The organism is Agromyces sp. NPDC058484 (assembly GCF_042720415.1).
Lineage (GTDB): Bacteria > Actinomycetota > Actinomycetes > Actinomycetales > Microbacteriaceae > Agromyces.
Window position 1 is genome coordinate 188,192 of the sequence record NZ_JBHXMP010000002.1, and the last position, 14,799, is coordinate 202,990.

The 14,799-nt window shown below is 70.5% G+C and carries 10 protein-coding genes; 7 read left to right on the forward strand and 3 right to left on the reverse strand.

Annotated features, from left to right (window positions below):
- Window positions 1-102 precede the first annotated feature (102 nt).
- Entirely contained in the window at window positions 103-2,703 is a 2,601-nt protein-coding gene (locus ACFWN7_RS03405) for a LuxR C-terminal-related transcriptional regulator (RefSeq protein ID WP_376937303.1), read from the reverse strand.
- A gap of 28 nt (window positions 2,704-2,731) precedes the next feature.
- Window positions 2,732-4,636 carry an Hsp70 family protein gene (locus tag ACFWN7_RS03410; RefSeq protein ID WP_376937304.1) on the reverse strand — a complete coding sequence of 635 codons (1,905 nt, stop codon included), beginning with the start codon at window positions 4,634-4,636 and terminating at the stop codon, window positions 2,732-2,734.
- 439 nt (window positions 4,637-5,075) lie between these two features.
- Between ACFWN7_RS03410 and ACFWN7_RS03415 the strand changes: the two genes are divergently transcribed.
- The 3 genes from ACFWN7_RS03415 (at window position 5,076) to ACFWN7_RS03425 (ending at window position 11,926) form a co-directional block, all read left to right on the forward strand.
- A complete protein-coding gene (locus tag ACFWN7_RS03415) occupies window positions 5,076-6,482 on the forward strand; it encodes a pyridoxal phosphate-dependent decarboxylase family protein (protein WP_376937305.1) in 1,407 nt (468 codons plus the stop codon).
- Window positions 6,483-6,527: 45 nt separating this feature from the next.
- A complete protein-coding gene (locus tag ACFWN7_RS03420; protein ID WP_376937306.1) occupies window positions 6,528-11,054 on the forward strand; it encodes an ATP-dependent helicase in 4,527 nt (1,508 codons plus the stop codon).
- Between the two features lie 95 nt (window positions 11,055-11,149).
- The gene (locus tag ACFWN7_RS03425) at window positions 11,150-11,926 is read left to right on the forward strand and encodes a DNA-formamidopyrimidine glycosylase family protein (RefSeq protein WP_376937307.1); all 777 of its coding nucleotides are present in this window, start codon (window positions 11,150-11,152) and stop codon (window positions 11,924-11,926) included.
- A gap of 16 nt (window positions 11,927-11,942) precedes the next feature.
- On the opposite strand, the gene ACFWN7_RS03430 is transcribed toward ACFWN7_RS03425, so the two are convergent.
- On the reverse strand, window positions 11,943-12,317 hold the full coding sequence (locus tag ACFWN7_RS03430) for a DUF1844 domain-containing protein (protein WP_376937308.1): 375 nt from the start codon (window positions 12,315-12,317) through the stop codon (window positions 11,943-11,945).
- A 262-nt stretch (window positions 12,318-12,579) separates the two neighbouring features.
- On the opposite strand from ACFWN7_RS03430, the gene infC reads away from it, so the two are divergent.
- The 4 genes from infC to ACFWN7_RS03450 all read left to right on the forward strand — a co-directional run bounded on the left by infC (window position 12,580) and on the right by ACFWN7_RS03450 (window position 14,755).
- The gene (gene infC / locus ACFWN7_RS03435; protein WP_376937338.1) at window positions 12,580-13,197 is read left to right on the forward strand and encodes a translation initiation factor IF-3; all 618 of its coding nucleotides are present in this window, start codon (window positions 12,580-12,582) and stop codon (window positions 13,195-13,197) included.
- 52 nt (window positions 13,198-13,249) lie between these two features.
- The gene (rpmI, locus tag ACFWN7_RS03440; protein WP_376937309.1) at window positions 13,250-13,444 is read left to right on the forward strand and encodes a 50S ribosomal protein L35; all 195 of its coding nucleotides are present in this window, start codon (window positions 13,250-13,252) and stop codon (window positions 13,442-13,444) included.
- Window positions 13,445-13,477: 33 nt separating this feature from the next.
- Window positions 13,478-13,864 (forward strand): 50S ribosomal protein L20, encoded by a 387-nt coding sequence (gene rplT / locus ACFWN7_RS03445; protein ID WP_376937310.1) that lies wholly within the window; start codon window positions 13,478-13,480, stop codon window positions 13,862-13,864.
- A 78-nt stretch (window positions 13,865-13,942) separates the two neighbouring features.
- Window positions 13,943-14,755, forward strand: a complete 813-nt coding sequence (locus ACFWN7_RS03450; protein WP_376937311.1) for a TrmH family RNA methyltransferase — start codon at window positions 13,943-13,945, stop codon at window positions 14,753-14,755.
- Window positions 14,756-14,799 lie beyond the last annotated feature (44 nt).

Genomic DNA, 14,799 nt, shown 5'->3' on the forward strand with positions numbered 1-14,799 from the left:
CGAAATGCAAGATCTACGCGTTCGCGAGATACTCGTCGGTTCTAGGGTATTCAGTTGAAGTTGGCCCAGCATCGGGGGTTACCCCGATGCCGCACGGGGGTGTTACGGGGATCCGTCCGATCTCCTGCCGCCGGCGGGCAGAACGTCTCCCGCGGCCGCGGATTCCTCGATCAGCAAGCGGAGCTTGGCGATCACATCGGAACGCGACGATGCACCCAGCCTGCGACGGATGTGTGCGATGTGGTGTTCCGCCGTGCGGGGAGAGATGTAGATCGCCTCGCCGATCTCGGCATACGTCTTGCCCTGCAGCACGAGCTTGGCCACTTCGAGCTCACGCTCGCTCAACACCTCGGTCGCCGCCGTCGAAGTCTGCGCCTGCGAATCCTCGCTTCCGGATGCCGCGGGCCGTCGCGCGGCGTCGTTGGGGTGCAGCTCGCGCGCGCAGGCCAACAGACGCGCCGCGACCTTGCGGTCGGAGGTACGGCCGGCGCCATGCCCGGCCAACCGTGCCGCGTCCCAGACGAGCCCCACCGATGCCAGGCCTCGTGCGGAGGTCTCAACGGTATCGGCGTCCACGGAGCCGGCCAGCACCGACGTCCACACTCTGCCGGCCTTGGCCATGATCGCGGCGATACGGCTCGCCGGGGCTGCCGACACCAGCGCGTGCGCGTGCGGAACGAGGTCTTCGGGCCGGTTCAGCAGTATGCCCTGCTGGATGCCCGCCCAGCGCAGTTGCGCCGACCAGAGCGCGGGAGATCCGAGCGCGTCGAGGATCTCGAGGCCGCGGTCGAAGTGCGGCTGGATGTGGTCGGTGTCGCCCACCTTCGCCGCCGAGCAGACGAGTTCGGCCAGCGGAAGCAGAAGGTACAGGTCCACCTCGGTTCGCAGGATGCTTGGCCGGGCCTGACGCCACGCGGCCTGCAGGCCCACCGCGTCTTCGTATCGGCGCGCAATCGCAACCTGGACGGCGCTGGCGAGCAGGGCATCGCGTCGGGAAGGGTTCGGTGAGCACTCCTGTGCACTGGCCAGTGACTCGCGCGCCTCGGTGGGGCGTGCCCGTTGCACCGCGATCCACGCGCGCCACAACAGCAGTCGCGCCATCGCCCACCCGCCGCCGTGCCCGCCGGCGATCGCATCGTCGATCACGGAATGCGCGGTAGCGAGGTCCCCGAGGTTGATTGCGACCGTCGCTGCGATCACGGCCGGCAGTTCGGGGATCGGCATGGACGTGCGTGAAGAGGTGTACATCTCCGAGGCACGTACCAGGTCGATGAGCATCGTCGGAGAGCCCTCGGGGGCAAGCGATGCCTCGAGCCCGCGACGCAGGAGCTGCATCGAGACACTCATCGCGGACGGCGCGCCGGCCCGTTCTGCAACGACCTTCTGAGCGTGCTCGGCTGCGTTGGCCGCGCCCACGCCGAACTCTGCGATCATCGCCCGTACTGCCGAGTCGGGGCTGTCTGGGGGTGCGGCCTGATAGACAGCAGCACCCTGTTCCAACATCCCGCGCGCGGCCCATGTGGCTGCCGCGACATCGGCCAGCCGGTCGCCGTCGACTTCGCGCGCACCGATCGGTATCGCATCGATCAGCGCAGCAGCTGCGTCGAGATCGTTTGCCGCCCATGCCGCCTGTGCCTGGCGCGCGGTGACCGTCGCCGGATCGATGCCGGATTCGATCGCGGCCCGATACAGCTCGGTCGCGCGTCGCGGGTGCGACGCCAGCATTCCATCGCCATGCCGCAACAGCGCTGCACCGACCTCTGGATCGCGGATGAGGCGCACCCACTCGTGGTCGTCGGAATCCCCGGTCTCGGCGGAGCGAGCGATGACCTCCGCCAGTCCGCTGCTCACGTCGATGAGGCGGCGCACGGGGATGGTCGCCCTGACGGCGGCGCGCACGAGCGGCACCGGTCGGCCGTTGCGCATCAGCAGACCTTCGGCGTACCCCTGCATGATGCTGTCGTCGCTGTGTTCGGGCGTGCCGAGAGACGGCCGCGCGTGGCCGGGCGCGACGCAGAGCACCTCGATCGTGCGGCGGAGATCGGAGTCGAGGGTGTCGAGCCGGTGCGCGATCCGCTCCTCGAGCACGCGGGCAAGTTCGCCGTGGGCGTCATCGTCGAGGCAGTCCCGTTCGTCGTGGGCCATCAGCGCCTCGGACACCAACCAGGACACGCCACCGGTCGCCGAGAGAATGTGGTCCACGCAGGCGCCCGGGATCAGCTGGTCCCGGCTCTGCAGATGGGTGAGGATGTCCGACCGTGAGATGTGGCCGAGCACGAGCGCCGGCCGTGTCCGCTCGAGCCGCCGCGTGATCGTGGTCATGGCATCAGATGGAGGCCATGGGCGGCTGGTCACCACGAGCGCGCCCTCGGGATCCTCCGAACGGATGCGGACGCGTTCCAACTGCTCGGCGTCCATCAGGTGCAGGTCGTCGACGAGCAGCACGTGCGAGCGTGGGACCTTCGCGACATCCATCTCGCCGTCGGTCAGCAGAGTCGCGTCGCGATCGTATTCGGCGAGCTTCCGGTGGAGATGGCGCAGAACCGTCGACTTGCCGGAGCCGGCGTTGCCCACGACCATCGCCCGAGTGGGCCCGACGCCAGGAGCGACGATCGAGTCCACGGCCGGACGCATCTGGCGCTCCCAGACGAACGACGGCTCGGTTTCCGGGAGCGGAGTGCGCGACACCTGTAGGACAGTCATGGCAGAGGCTCGATCATCGATGCCGCAATCAGGGCGTCGTCGGTGGAGTGGTGGGCGGGGCGGTGGGGTCGGGTGTTGGTGTGGGGTCGGGTGTTGGTGTTGGTGTGGGGTCGGGTGTTGGTGTCGGTGTTGGTGTGGGGTCGGGTGTTGGGGTCGGTGTGGGGTCGGGTGTTGGGGTCGGTGTGGGGTCGGGCGTTGGGGTCGGTGTGGGTGTTGGTGTGGGGTCAGGCGTTGGGGTCGGTGTGGGGTCGGGTGTGGGGTCGGTGGTCGGCGGGGTGGACGGGTCGGCCGGCCGCGGCGAGGGGCTCGAAGCGGGCGGCGGCGAGTTGCGCGGCGCCACCGGCCGCGGAGCCGGAGGCGAATCGGCCGCGCGGCGGGGCGTATTCGACCGGCGCGAGGAATCGCCGGTGTCGTCGACCCTATCGACCGGCTCCGAATCGACGACCGGCACGACCGGGGTCAGTGCCTTCGCGGCCGGGGGCTGCGCATTCGCCATCCGATCGGCCGGGCGGGACGCCGCTGCTCCGGGCGAGTCCGACGTGGCTGGCCCGTTGGTAGAGGAATCGGGAGTTTCGTCAGGCTGCCGCGAACCCGCGGCGATCGTGCCGGTGAAGACGATGGCTCCGGCGATCACGGCGACCGCGCCGGCCATCAGAATGGGCGACCTGTGCCGCTTCTCGGAGGGGTTCTGCGTGCGACGGAACGGAGCGAGGGCGCCGGCGGTTCGCGCGAGTACGAGGTCGCTCGCGGTGGCCGCGGATTCCGCGTCGACGCCGGTACCCGCCTGTGCGGCGTCGAACGCCGCCAGCGCGGTCGGCGCTTCGGCAAGCCGGTGTTCGATCTGCTGGATGAGCGCGGAACGCGCCGCACCCAGGGCGATGGCGGCTTTGGGGTCGGCGTCGATCGCCAGTGGGCGGTCGAACCGCTCGGAGAGGCGTTGCGCAACGAGCGGGATCCGCGACGATCCCCCGATGAGCAGGATCGTCTCGAGCTGATCTGGAGTGAGGCCGGCGGAGTCGATCGCGTTCTCGAATGCGTCCAGCGTTCTGTCGAGCCCTCCGTCGATCATGTGCTCGAACTCGGAGCGCGTCAGGCGCACACTCGATCGGCTCGGCGGTATCAGTACCGGGATCGTGGCATCCGAATCGAACGACAGCGCTTCCTTCGCATCGATGCACTCGCGGCGCAGTTGGGAGAGTGCAAGGCGGGTATCGGGATCGTCGACCGACAAGGCGGACACATCCAGACGGGATGTCGCGATGACGTGCCGGAAGACGGCATCGTCGAAGTCTGCCCCGCCCAGATCCTCCAGGCCCACGGGATCGCCGACCACCGTGAAGTCCGAGTCCGCGCCTTTGCGCAGCACCACGGCGTCGAAGGTGCCGCCGCCCAGGTCGTATACCGCGAGCGACCCGCCTGGTTCGAATGGCCGTGCGGCCTCGTAGTGGCGCGCGGCAGCCTCGGGCTCGGTGATCATGGATGCGTCGTCGATGCCGAGACGGCGAAGCGCCGCCTGGATCAGGCTGAGGCGATGCGGGCCCCACGCCGTGGGATGCGTGAGCGAAATCGCCTCGGGGCGCGAGCCCTCGCGTTCGGTGACGGCGGCGACGACCGATGCGAAGGTCTGCGCGTACAACTCTTCCGGGGAAAGGGAGCGGCCGCCGACGACGAGGGGGACGTCATCGCCGATGTTGCGCTTGAACTCGCGCACGAGCCGCTCGGGTTGTGCGACGCCGCGCCGCTCGGCGGCATCGCCGAACAGCAGATCACCGTCGTCCGAGACGAAGACGACAGTCGCGACGGAGTCACCCTTGCGGCCCAGCGCGAAGGGCGTCGTGCTGATGCTTCCGCTTTGCTCGACTCGGGCCGTCGCCGCCGCAATTCGGCTTGTGCCGATGTCGACAGCGAGAACGTACGCAGACGCGAATGACATTCCGGAATCCGCCCCTCCCCAGCGACGCTGCCGCCGGATCCATCCCGGTGAGCGCCGCAGTTGCCAGTATTTCGCGGCGCACGACACGTGGCAAGCAGTCGTGTCCCCCATACGGACCCCCGCGTTCGGGGCACATTCACCCCCTTCGGACAGCCGAAATCCCTGTGATACATGGCCGAGAGCGGTGTGCGCCGCGCGACGCGGAATGTACCCCCAGTACGGGGCTCACGTTCGTCCTGTGCGCCAGTGACACCGGAACACCAGTGAATACCGGAACAAGGGAAGGCGTGCGTCGCTGCGACCGTCGGGCGGTGCCCCGTCGACGGAGTGGCGCCGGCCGCCGAAGTCATGTGCGACCCGTGATCGGGGTCGTTGACCGGATGCCGCGCTCGGAGCAGAATCGAGAACGCGCGTGCGTCGCGCGGAATCCAGGTGTGCGATGGCTGATGAAGACGACCAGCAGGCGAATCCGACGGACTCATACGACGAGGTGCTCGATGCCGCCGACGGCTACGCGCGGGCGTGGCTGTCCGGCATCCGTGAGCGACCGATCCCGCCGCGTCTGGGGGTCGAGGAGGTCAAGGACCGCCTCGGGCGGACGCTGCCCGATCCCGGGGAGCCCGCGACCGACGTGATCGCCCGCCTCGCCGAGGAAGCCGAGCCGGGCCTCATCGCGATGGGTTCACCGCGATTCTTCGGCTGGGTCATCGGCGGCACGCAGCCGGTCGCGCTCGCCGCGGACTGGCTCGCCGCCGCATGGGACCAGAATACGGGCCTCCGCAACATCACCCCGGGCGTGGTCGCCGCGGAGGAGCTCGCGGGGGAGTGGCTCGTCGACCTGCTGGGACTGCCCACCGGAAGCGAGGTCGGGTTCACGACCGGTGCGACGATGGCGCAGTTCACGTGCATGGCCGCCGCGCGGGACGCGGTGCTCGCGCGGGTCGGCTGGGACGTCGAGACGGCGGGCATGGCCGGCGGCCCCGCCGTCCGGTTCATCGTCGGCGAGGAGCGCCATGGCACCGTCGACCTGGCGGGCCGCTACCTCGGCCTCGGCACGCCGATCGCCGTGCGCTCCGACGAGCAGGGTCGCATCCGCGTCGACGAGCTGCGCGCGACGCTCGCGGCGGGCGAGGGCCCTGCGATCGTGTTGCTGCAGGCCGGCAACATCCACTCGGGAGCGTATGACGACTTCGGCGCGGCGATCACGGTCGCCCACGAGGCGGGAGCCTGGGTGCACGTCGACGGCGCGTTCGGCCTCTGGGCGGGCGCGTCGCCGAGGCTCCGCCACCTCGTCGACGGAGTCGAGGGTGCCGACTCGTGGTCGACCGATGCCCACAAGACGCTGAGCGTGCCCTACGACTGCGGCATCGCGATCGTCGGCGACGGCAGGCCGATGCACCGTGCGCTCAGCATGCACGCGAGCTATCTCCAGGCCACGGATGTCGGCGCGGACCCGCACGAGAAGGTGCCCGAGCTGTCTCGGCGGGCGCGGGGCATCCCGACCTGGGCGGTGCTGCGGTCGCTGGGGCGCACCGGCGTCGCCCGTCTCGTCGAGGGGCTTGCGGATGCCGCGCGCGGCATCGCCGACGGCGTCGCCGAGCTGCCCGGTGTCGAGGTGCTGAACGACGTCGTCTTCACGCAGGTCTGCCTCGCGCTCGACGACGATGCCGCGACAGAGGCGCTCAGCGAGCGGCTGTGGCACGAGGGCGAGGTGCTGGCGATGACGTCGCGCTGGCGCGACCGGTCGGTCGTGCGGTTCTCGGTGAGCAACTGGGGCACGGATGCCGCAGAGGTGCGCCGCACGGTCGCAGCCGTCGAACGTGCCGTCGCCGCGGTGGTCGAGTAGCGCCCGGCGTCCTTCGATGTCGGAGGCATCCGATTGAATGGGACCATGGCGGACCCGTTGAGCGCATTCTCGCCCGCGACCCGGGCGTGGTTCACCGAGTCCTTCACCGAGCCCACGAGCGTGCAGCGCGAGGCCTGGCAGACGATCGCCCGCGGCGAGCACGCGCTCGTCGTGGCGCCGACCGGGTCGGGCAAGACGCTCGCCGCATTCCTCTGGGCGATCGACCGGCTTCGCGCGTCGGGTGCCGATGCGGCGACATCGGGCACGAAGGTCGTCTACCTGTCGCCCCTCAAGGCGCTCGGCGTCGACGTCGAACGCAACCTCCGTGCGCCCCTCGTCGGCATCGCCCGCACGGCTGCGACGCACGGCCTCGAGGTGCCCGAGGTGAGCGTCGGCGTGCGGTCCGGCGACACGCTGCCCGCCGAGCGGCGATCGCTCGTGACGCATCCGCCCGAGATCCTCATCACCACGCCCGAGTCGCTGTTCCTCATGCTCACCTCGGCCGCGCGCGAGACCCTGCGCGGCGTCGAGACGGTCATCGTCGACGAGATCCACGCGCTCGCCGGCACGAAGCGCGGCGCGCACCTCGCGCTGTCGCTCGAGCGGCTCGACGCGATCACCACGGCGCCCGCGCAGCGTATCGGGCTCTCGGCCACCGTGCGCCCGCATGAAGAGGTGGCGCGGTTCCTGTCGGGTACGAGGCCCGTCAGCGTCGTGGCCCCGCCGAGCGGCAAGCGCTTCGACATCAGGGTCACGGTGCCGGTCGACGACCTCTCCGATCTCGCGACCGAGTCGGGCTCGGGCTCTGTGTGGCCGCATGTCGAGGCGGCGATCCTCGACGAGGTGCTGGCACATCGATCGACGATCGTGTTCGCGAACTCGCGTCGTCTCGCCGAGCGGCTCACCGCCCGCCTCAACGAGCTCTGGGCCGAGCGGGTGCCGCAGCGGGTCGCCGTGGGCGCCGACGACGGGCTCGTGCAGACGACGAGGCCGCCGGCCGAGCTCCCCGGTGCCTCGGGCATCACCGCCGGGGCCGAACCGGTGCTCGCACGCTCGCACCACGGCTCGGTGAGCAAGGAGGAGCGCGCCCTCGTCGAGGCCGACCTCAAGGCCGGGCGCCTGCGTTGCGTCGTCGCCACGTCGAGCCTCGAGCTCGGCATCGACATGGGCGCCGTCGACCTCGTGATGCAGGTGGAGTCGCCGCCGTCGGTCGCGAGCGGCCTCCAGCGCATCGGCCGAGCAGGGCACCAGGCGGGTCAGGTGTCGAAGGGCGTCGTGTTCCCCAAGCACCGGGCCGACCTCCTGCACTCCACCGTCGTCGCCGAGCGCATGGTCGCCGGTGCGATCGAGGCGATGCGCGTGCCGACGAACCCGCTCGACGTGCTGGCCCAGCATACGATCGCCGCGTCCGCGGTCGACGAGTGGGACGTCGAGGAGTGGTTCGAGCTCGTGCGACGTGCCGCTCCGTTCGCGTCGCTGCCGCGTTCGGCCTTCGATGCGACGCTCGACATGCTCGCCGGCCGCTACCCCTCCGACCGGTTCGGGGAGCTCCGGCCGCGCATCGTGTGGAACCGCGACGCCGGCACGATCGTCGGGCGGCGCGGCGCCCAGCGACTCGCGGTCACGAGCGGCGGCACGATCCCCGACCGCGGGCTCTTCGGCGTGTTCATGATCGGTGAGGCGGGTCCGGGTCGGCGCGTCGGCGAGCTCGACGAGGAGATGGTCTACGAGTCGCGCGTCGGCGACGTGTTCGCGCTGGGAGCGACGAGCTGGCGCATCCAGGAGATCACCCACGATCGCGTGCTCGTCGCACCGGCGTTCGGCGAGCCGGGTCGCCTGCCGTTCTGGAAGGGCGACGGCATCGGACGTCCCGCCGAGCTCGGCGAGTCGATCGGCGCGTTCATCACCGAGCTCGCGAACGCCCCGCCTGACGCGGGCGTCGCCCGTGCTCGCACCGCCGGACTCGACGAACGCGCGGCATCCAATCTGGTCGCCTTCATCGCCGACCAGCGCACCGCGACCCGGGTCGTGCCCGACGCCACGAACCTCGTGATCGAACGGTTCCGCGACGAGCTGGGCGACTGGCGGATCGTGCTGCATTCCCCCTACGGCATGCGGGTGCACGCGCCGTGGGCGCTCGCCGCCGGCGCCCGTGTGCAGGAACGGTTCGGCGTCGACGCGAACGCGATCGCGAGCGACGACGGCATCGTGCTGCGCATGCCCGACACCGCCGACGAGCCGCCCGGCGCCGAGCTCTTCGCGTTCGAGCCGGCCGAGCTCGCCCAGCTCGTGACCGAGCGTGTCGGCGACTCCGCGCTCTTCGCCTCGCGCTTCCGCGAGTGCGCCGCCCGAGCGCTGCTGCTGCCGCGCCTGCACCCCGGACGCAGATCCCCGTTGTGGCAGCAGCGACAGCGGGCATCGCAGCTCCTCGAGGTCGCGCGCGACTTCCCCGAGTTCCCGATCATCCTCGAGGCGGTGCGCGAGTGCCTCCAAGACGTCTACGACCTGCCCTCCTTGACGCGACTCGCCGAGCGCATCGCCCGGCGCGAGGTCCGGTTCGTGGAGGTCACGACCGAGACGGCGAGCCCGTTCGCCTCGAGCCTGCTCTTCGGGTACGTGGGGGCGTTCATGTACGAGGGCGACGCGCCACTCGCAGAGCGACGTGCCGCGGCGCTCTCGCTCGACCCGGCCCTGCTCGCCGAGCTCCTCGGCACCATCGAGCTGCGCGAGCTCCTCGACCCCGAGGTGGTCGCCGAGACCGAGCGGATGCTGCAGCGGCTCGTGCCCGAACGCGCCGCCCGCGGCGACGAGGGCGTCGCCGACCTCCTCCGCGAGCTCGGCCCGCTCACGGCGGCAGAGGTTCGCGAGCGCACAGAGGATGCGACGGATGCCGCGGCCGCCCTCTCGGCGCTGACCGCGGCGCGACGCGTCGCCGAGGTGCGCTTCGCGGGGGGCACGTGGTTCGCGGCGGTAGAAGACCTGAGCCGGCTCCGTGACGCACTCGGCGTGCCGATCCCGCCGGGGTTGCCGGAGGTGTTCGGCGAACCTGTGCGCGATCCGCTCGGGGACCTCGTGAGCCGGTACGCCCGCACCCACGGTCCATTCACGGTGCACGCCGTCGCCGAGCGATTCGGCATCGGGCAGGTCGTCGCCGCGTCGGCCCTGGCGCGCCTCGCCGGCGATCGGCGCGTGGTCGAGGGTGAGTTCCTGCCGCACGGTGCGGGCAGGGAGTGGTGCGACAGTGAGGTACTCCGTCGCATCCGCCGTCGCTCCCTCGCTGCGCTCCGCAACGAGGTCGAGCCGGTGGCTCCGCGCGAATTCGCGCGGTTCCTTCCCGAATGGCAGCACGTCGGCGGCAGGCTTCGCGGCGTCGATGGCGTGGCCGCGGTCATCGAGCAGCTCGAGGGCGCGCGCATCCCGGCGTCGGCGTGGGAGTCGTTCGTGTTGCCGGCGCGTGTCGCCGACTACCGGCCCGACATGCTCGACGAGCTCACGACCTCGGGTGAAGTGCTGTGGGCCGGCGCAGGCTCACTCGCAGGCGACGACGGGTGGGTGAGCCTGCATCTCGCCGACACCGCAGGGCTCACGTTGCCTGTCCCAGCCGCCGCCCCGCTCGATCCGCTCGAGACGGAGCTGCTGGCGACGCTCGGCGGTGGCGGCGCGTACTTCTTCCGTCAGCTCGTCGACGCCGTCGGGGCCGCCGACGACCAACACGTGGTCGACGCCCTGTGGCGTCTCGCCTGGGCCGGGCTCGTGACGAACGACACCCTCGCCCCGTTGCGCGGGCTGGTCGCCGGGCGGGGGGCGCACAAGACGGTGCGCTCGACGCCGCGCGCTCGCCTGCGCGGAGGCTCCCTCTCACGGCGCGCGCTCGCCGTACGCGTTCAGGAGGGGCGGGCAGCCACCGTGCGGGCGAACCCGCCGAAGGTCACGGGCCGATGGGCGATCCTGCCGCTCGCGAGTTCCCAGGCCACCCCGCGAGCCCATGCGCTCGGCGAGACGCTCCTCGAGCGCTACGGGGTCGTGACACGCGGCTCGGTCGTCGCAGAGGGCGTGCTCGGCGGCTTCGCGCTCGCCTATCGGGCCCTGTCGACGTTCGAGGAGTCCGGCCGGGCGCGGCGCGGCTACTTCGTCGACGGGCAGGGCGGGGCGCAGTTCGCGTCGGGCGCGGCGGTCGACCGCCTCCGCGGCGCGCCCCGCGGCAGCGCCGTCGCGCTCGCGGCGACCGACCCCGCGAACCCGTTCGGAGCGGCGCTCGACTGGCCCGACACCGGTGACGGCGGTCACCGGCCCGCCCGCAAGGCGGGTGCGTTCGTCGCGATCGTCGACGGCGAGGCGGTGTTCTACCTCGAGCGGGGCGGGCGAACGACCCTCGTGTTCAGCGACGACGCCGACACGCTGGCGGCCGCGGCATCCGCGCTCGCCGAGGCCCTCGCCCGCGCGGGAGCGCCGCGACTTCGCATCGAGACCGTGAACGGTGCAGGCGTCTACGGCAGCGTGCTCGATGCGCCGCTGCGTGCAGCCGGCTTCCGCGAATCGCCGAGAGGGCTGCGCTTCGATGCCCGAAGGTGATGCGATGCCCGAAGGTGACGCGATGCCCGAAGGTGATGCGATGCCCGAAGGTGACGCGATGCCGAGGGTGACGTCGATGCCGAGGGGTGACGTCGATGCCGGAAGGTGACTCCGTCTATCAGGCGGCGCAGCGGCTCGACGACGCGCTCGCCGGGCAGGTGGTGAGCCGAAGCGACTTCCGCGTGCCCGCCTATGCGAACGCCGATCTTGCGGGCGAGACGGTGCACTCGGTCACCAGCCGTGGCAAGCACCTGCTCATGCGCATCGGCGAGGCCGTGGTGCACTCGCACCTGAAGATGGAGGGGGAGTGGCGGGTGTACCGGCCGGGGCAGCAGTGGCGGCGCCCGGGCTGGCAGGCGCGAGTCGTCATCGAGACGGCGCCGGCGGTGGCCGTCGGCTTCGATCTCGGTCTCGTGGAGGTGTTCCCCGCCGCCGAGGAGGACGACCGCATGGCGTACCTCGGCCCCGACCTGCTCGGCCCCGACTGGGACGCAGCCGAAGCCGTGCGGCGCATCGCGTCAGCACCCGATGTCCCGATCGCGGTCGCCCTCGGCGAGCAACGCAACCTCGCGGGGCTCGGTAACGTCTACGTGAACGAGCTGTGCTTCCTGCGCGGCATCCGTCCCACGCGGCCGGTCGGAGAGGTCGAGCTCGCACCGCTCGTCGACCTCGCGAGCCGCGTCATCCGTGCGAACCGCGATCGCATCTCGCGCACGACGACCGGCAACGACCGTCGTGGCGAGCGGCTCTGGGTCTATTCGCGCAGCGGCGAGCCGTGCAGGCGCTGCGGCACGCGGATCGAGCACGGTCGTCTCGGGCGAAACGACGTCGAACTCCGCGACACCTGGTGGTGCCCGAGTTGTCAGCGCTGAACGCGCACCCGCACGATCAGCTGACCGGGCCCGTCCACTTCTCGCCGGGCCCCTGGCCGATCGGGTCGGGGATCACGGATGCCTCTCGGAACGCGAGCTGCAGCGAACGCAGGCCGTCGCGAAGCGAGCGCGCGTGCATGTCGCTGATCTCGGGCGCGCCCGCGGTGATGAGCCCGGCGAGGGCGTTGATGAGCTTGCGCGCCTCGTCGAGGTCGACCTGCTCGCCGGGATCGTCGGCGAGCCCCACCTTCACCGCGGCGGCGCTCATGAGGTGCACGGCGGCGGTCGTGATGATCTCGACTGCGGGCACCTCCGCGATGTCGCGGGTGGCCTCGTCGACGGCGGCATGGGCGTCGGGCACGGCTGTGGACTCGTCTGAACTGTTGATCACAGACTTCCTCTGTTAGACTACTGCGGGCCCGGGGCCAGTCCCCGGTACGAAAGTGGAGATTCTCCCACCCGCGCATACCGCTTCAACAAGGTTACCGGGTCGATTGCACTCCGCTTCCGCGTCGTACGACGAGGAAGTAGACAGGGTGCCGCAGTGCAGAACGGTGTGATTCCGTACGTGCCTGCGTGAATTCTCCGCTCTCGTCGACGGGCGGCATCCGCCTCCCGTTCGAGCGAAACAGCTTGAGTAGAGGAGTACACGCATCAGCGATCCCCGTACCAACGACCGTATCCGCGTTCCCGAGGTCCGCCTCGTGGGTCCTGGCGGTGAGCAGGTCGGCGTCGTGAAGATCGAGGTGGCCCTGCGGCTCGCGCAGGAGGCCGACCTCGATCTCGTCGAGGTCGCACCCAACTCGAAGCCGCCGGTCGCCAAGATCATGGACTACGGCAAGTACAAGTACGAGGCTGCGCAGAAGGCGAAAGAGGCCCGGCGCAACCAGGCGAACACGATCCTCAAAGAGGTGCGGTTCCGTCTCAAGATCGACAAGCACGACTACGAGACGAAGATGAAGCGCGCCGTCGGCTTCCTGAAGTCCGGCGACAAGGTGAAGGCCATGATCCTCTTCCGCGGACGCGAGCAGTCGCGTCCCGAGATGGGCGTGCGCCTTCTGCAGCGGTTCGCCGAAGACGTGGCGGAGTTCGGCACGGTCGAGCACAACCCCACGATCGACGGCCGCAACATGGTCATGGTCATCGCGCCCCTGAAGAACAAGTCCGAGGCCAAGGCCGAGGCGAACGCACAACGTGCTGCGGCGAAGGCGCGGCCGGCGGCGGATGCCGCGGGCGGCGAGTCGCGGACGGCCGAAGCCGCCGAGGCCTAGGCCAACACCCCCGTCCGCCACGCGTGGCGGCAGAACCAAGGAGAAACACGAGATGCCGAAGCAGAAGACCCACTCCGGGTCCAAGAAGCGCTTCAAGATCACCGGCGGCGGCAAGGTCAGGAAGCAGCAGGCCGGTATGCGCCACAACCTCGAGGTCAAGCCCTCGAAGCGCAAGGCGCGCCTGAACCAGGACAAGGTCGTGTCGGCCCCCGACGCCAAGGTCATCAAGAAGCTTCTCGGCCGCTGAGCCGCGAGACCCGTCAAGGAAAGAAACAGCATCATGGCAAGAGTGAAGCGGGCGGTCAACGCCCACAAGAAGCGCCGGGTCATCCTCGAGCGCGCCGAGGGTTACCGCGGCCAGCGTTCGCGTCTCTACCGCAAGGCGAAGGAGCAGGTCACCCACTCCCTCGTCTACTCGTACAACGACCGTCGCAAGAAGAAGGGCGACTTCCGTCGTCTGTGGATCCAGCGGATCAACGCGGCGTCCCGCCAGAACGGCCTCACGTACAACCGCCTCATCCAGGGCCTCGGTCTCGCGGGCATCGAGGTCGACCGGCGCATCCTCGCGGAGCTCGCGGTGAATGAGCCCGCGACCTTCGCGGCCCTCGTGGAGTCCGCAAAGCAGGCACTCCCGGCCGACACCTCGGCCCCGAAGAACGCCGCGTAAAGCGCGACATCCGACGACGAACGGCTCGGCACCCAGGCGGTGCCGAGCCGTTCGTCGTCGTCGCCATAGACTGGCCGCATGCTCGAGAATCCGAGGTCTCCGCGTGTGCGCGGAGTAGCGAAGCTCGCGAAGAAGTCGGCTCGCGCCGAGAGCGGACTCTTCCTCCTCGAGGGCCCGCAGGCAGTCGCCGAGGCGCTCACGTTTCGGCCGAGCCTCCTGGTCGAGCTCTATGCCACCCCGACGGCGTTCGAGCGCTACCCCGAGATCGCCGAAGCCGCGACCGACGCAGGCGTCGACGTCGAGTTCGTCACCGAGGAGGTGCTCGACTCGATGGCCGACACCGTGACGCCCCAGGGCTTCGTCGCGGTGTGCCGCCAGTTCCCGACGGCGATGAAAGACGTCTTCGCGACATCCCCGAAGCTCGTCGCCATCCTCGAGGAGGTGCGCGACCCCGGCAACGCAGGCACGATCGTGCGAGCAGCGGATGCCGCCGGCGCCGATGCCGTGGTCTTCACCGGCCGTGCCGTCGACCTCTACAACCCGAAGGTCGTGCGCTCATCGACCGGCTCGATCTTCCATCTGCCCGTCGCCGTCGGCGCCGAACTCGCCGATGTGCTGGAACGAGCGAAGGCAGCGGGCCTCACCGTGCTCGCCGCCGACGTGAAGGGTGAAGACCTGCTCACGGCCCGCAACGAGGGAGCGCTCGCCGGGGCCACGGCGTGGCTCTTCGGCAACGAGGCGCGGGGCCTGCCCGACGAGCAGCTCGCCCTCGCCGATCGAGTGGTCACGGTGCCGATCTACGGGCATGCGGAGTCGATGAACCTCGCGACGGCGGCATCCGTGTGCCTCTACGAGAGCGCCTTCGCCCAGCGCAGCGCGCATCACGAATAGGTAACCACCGCGCCGCGCCTTGGCGCGCGGCATCCGCTGGCCGT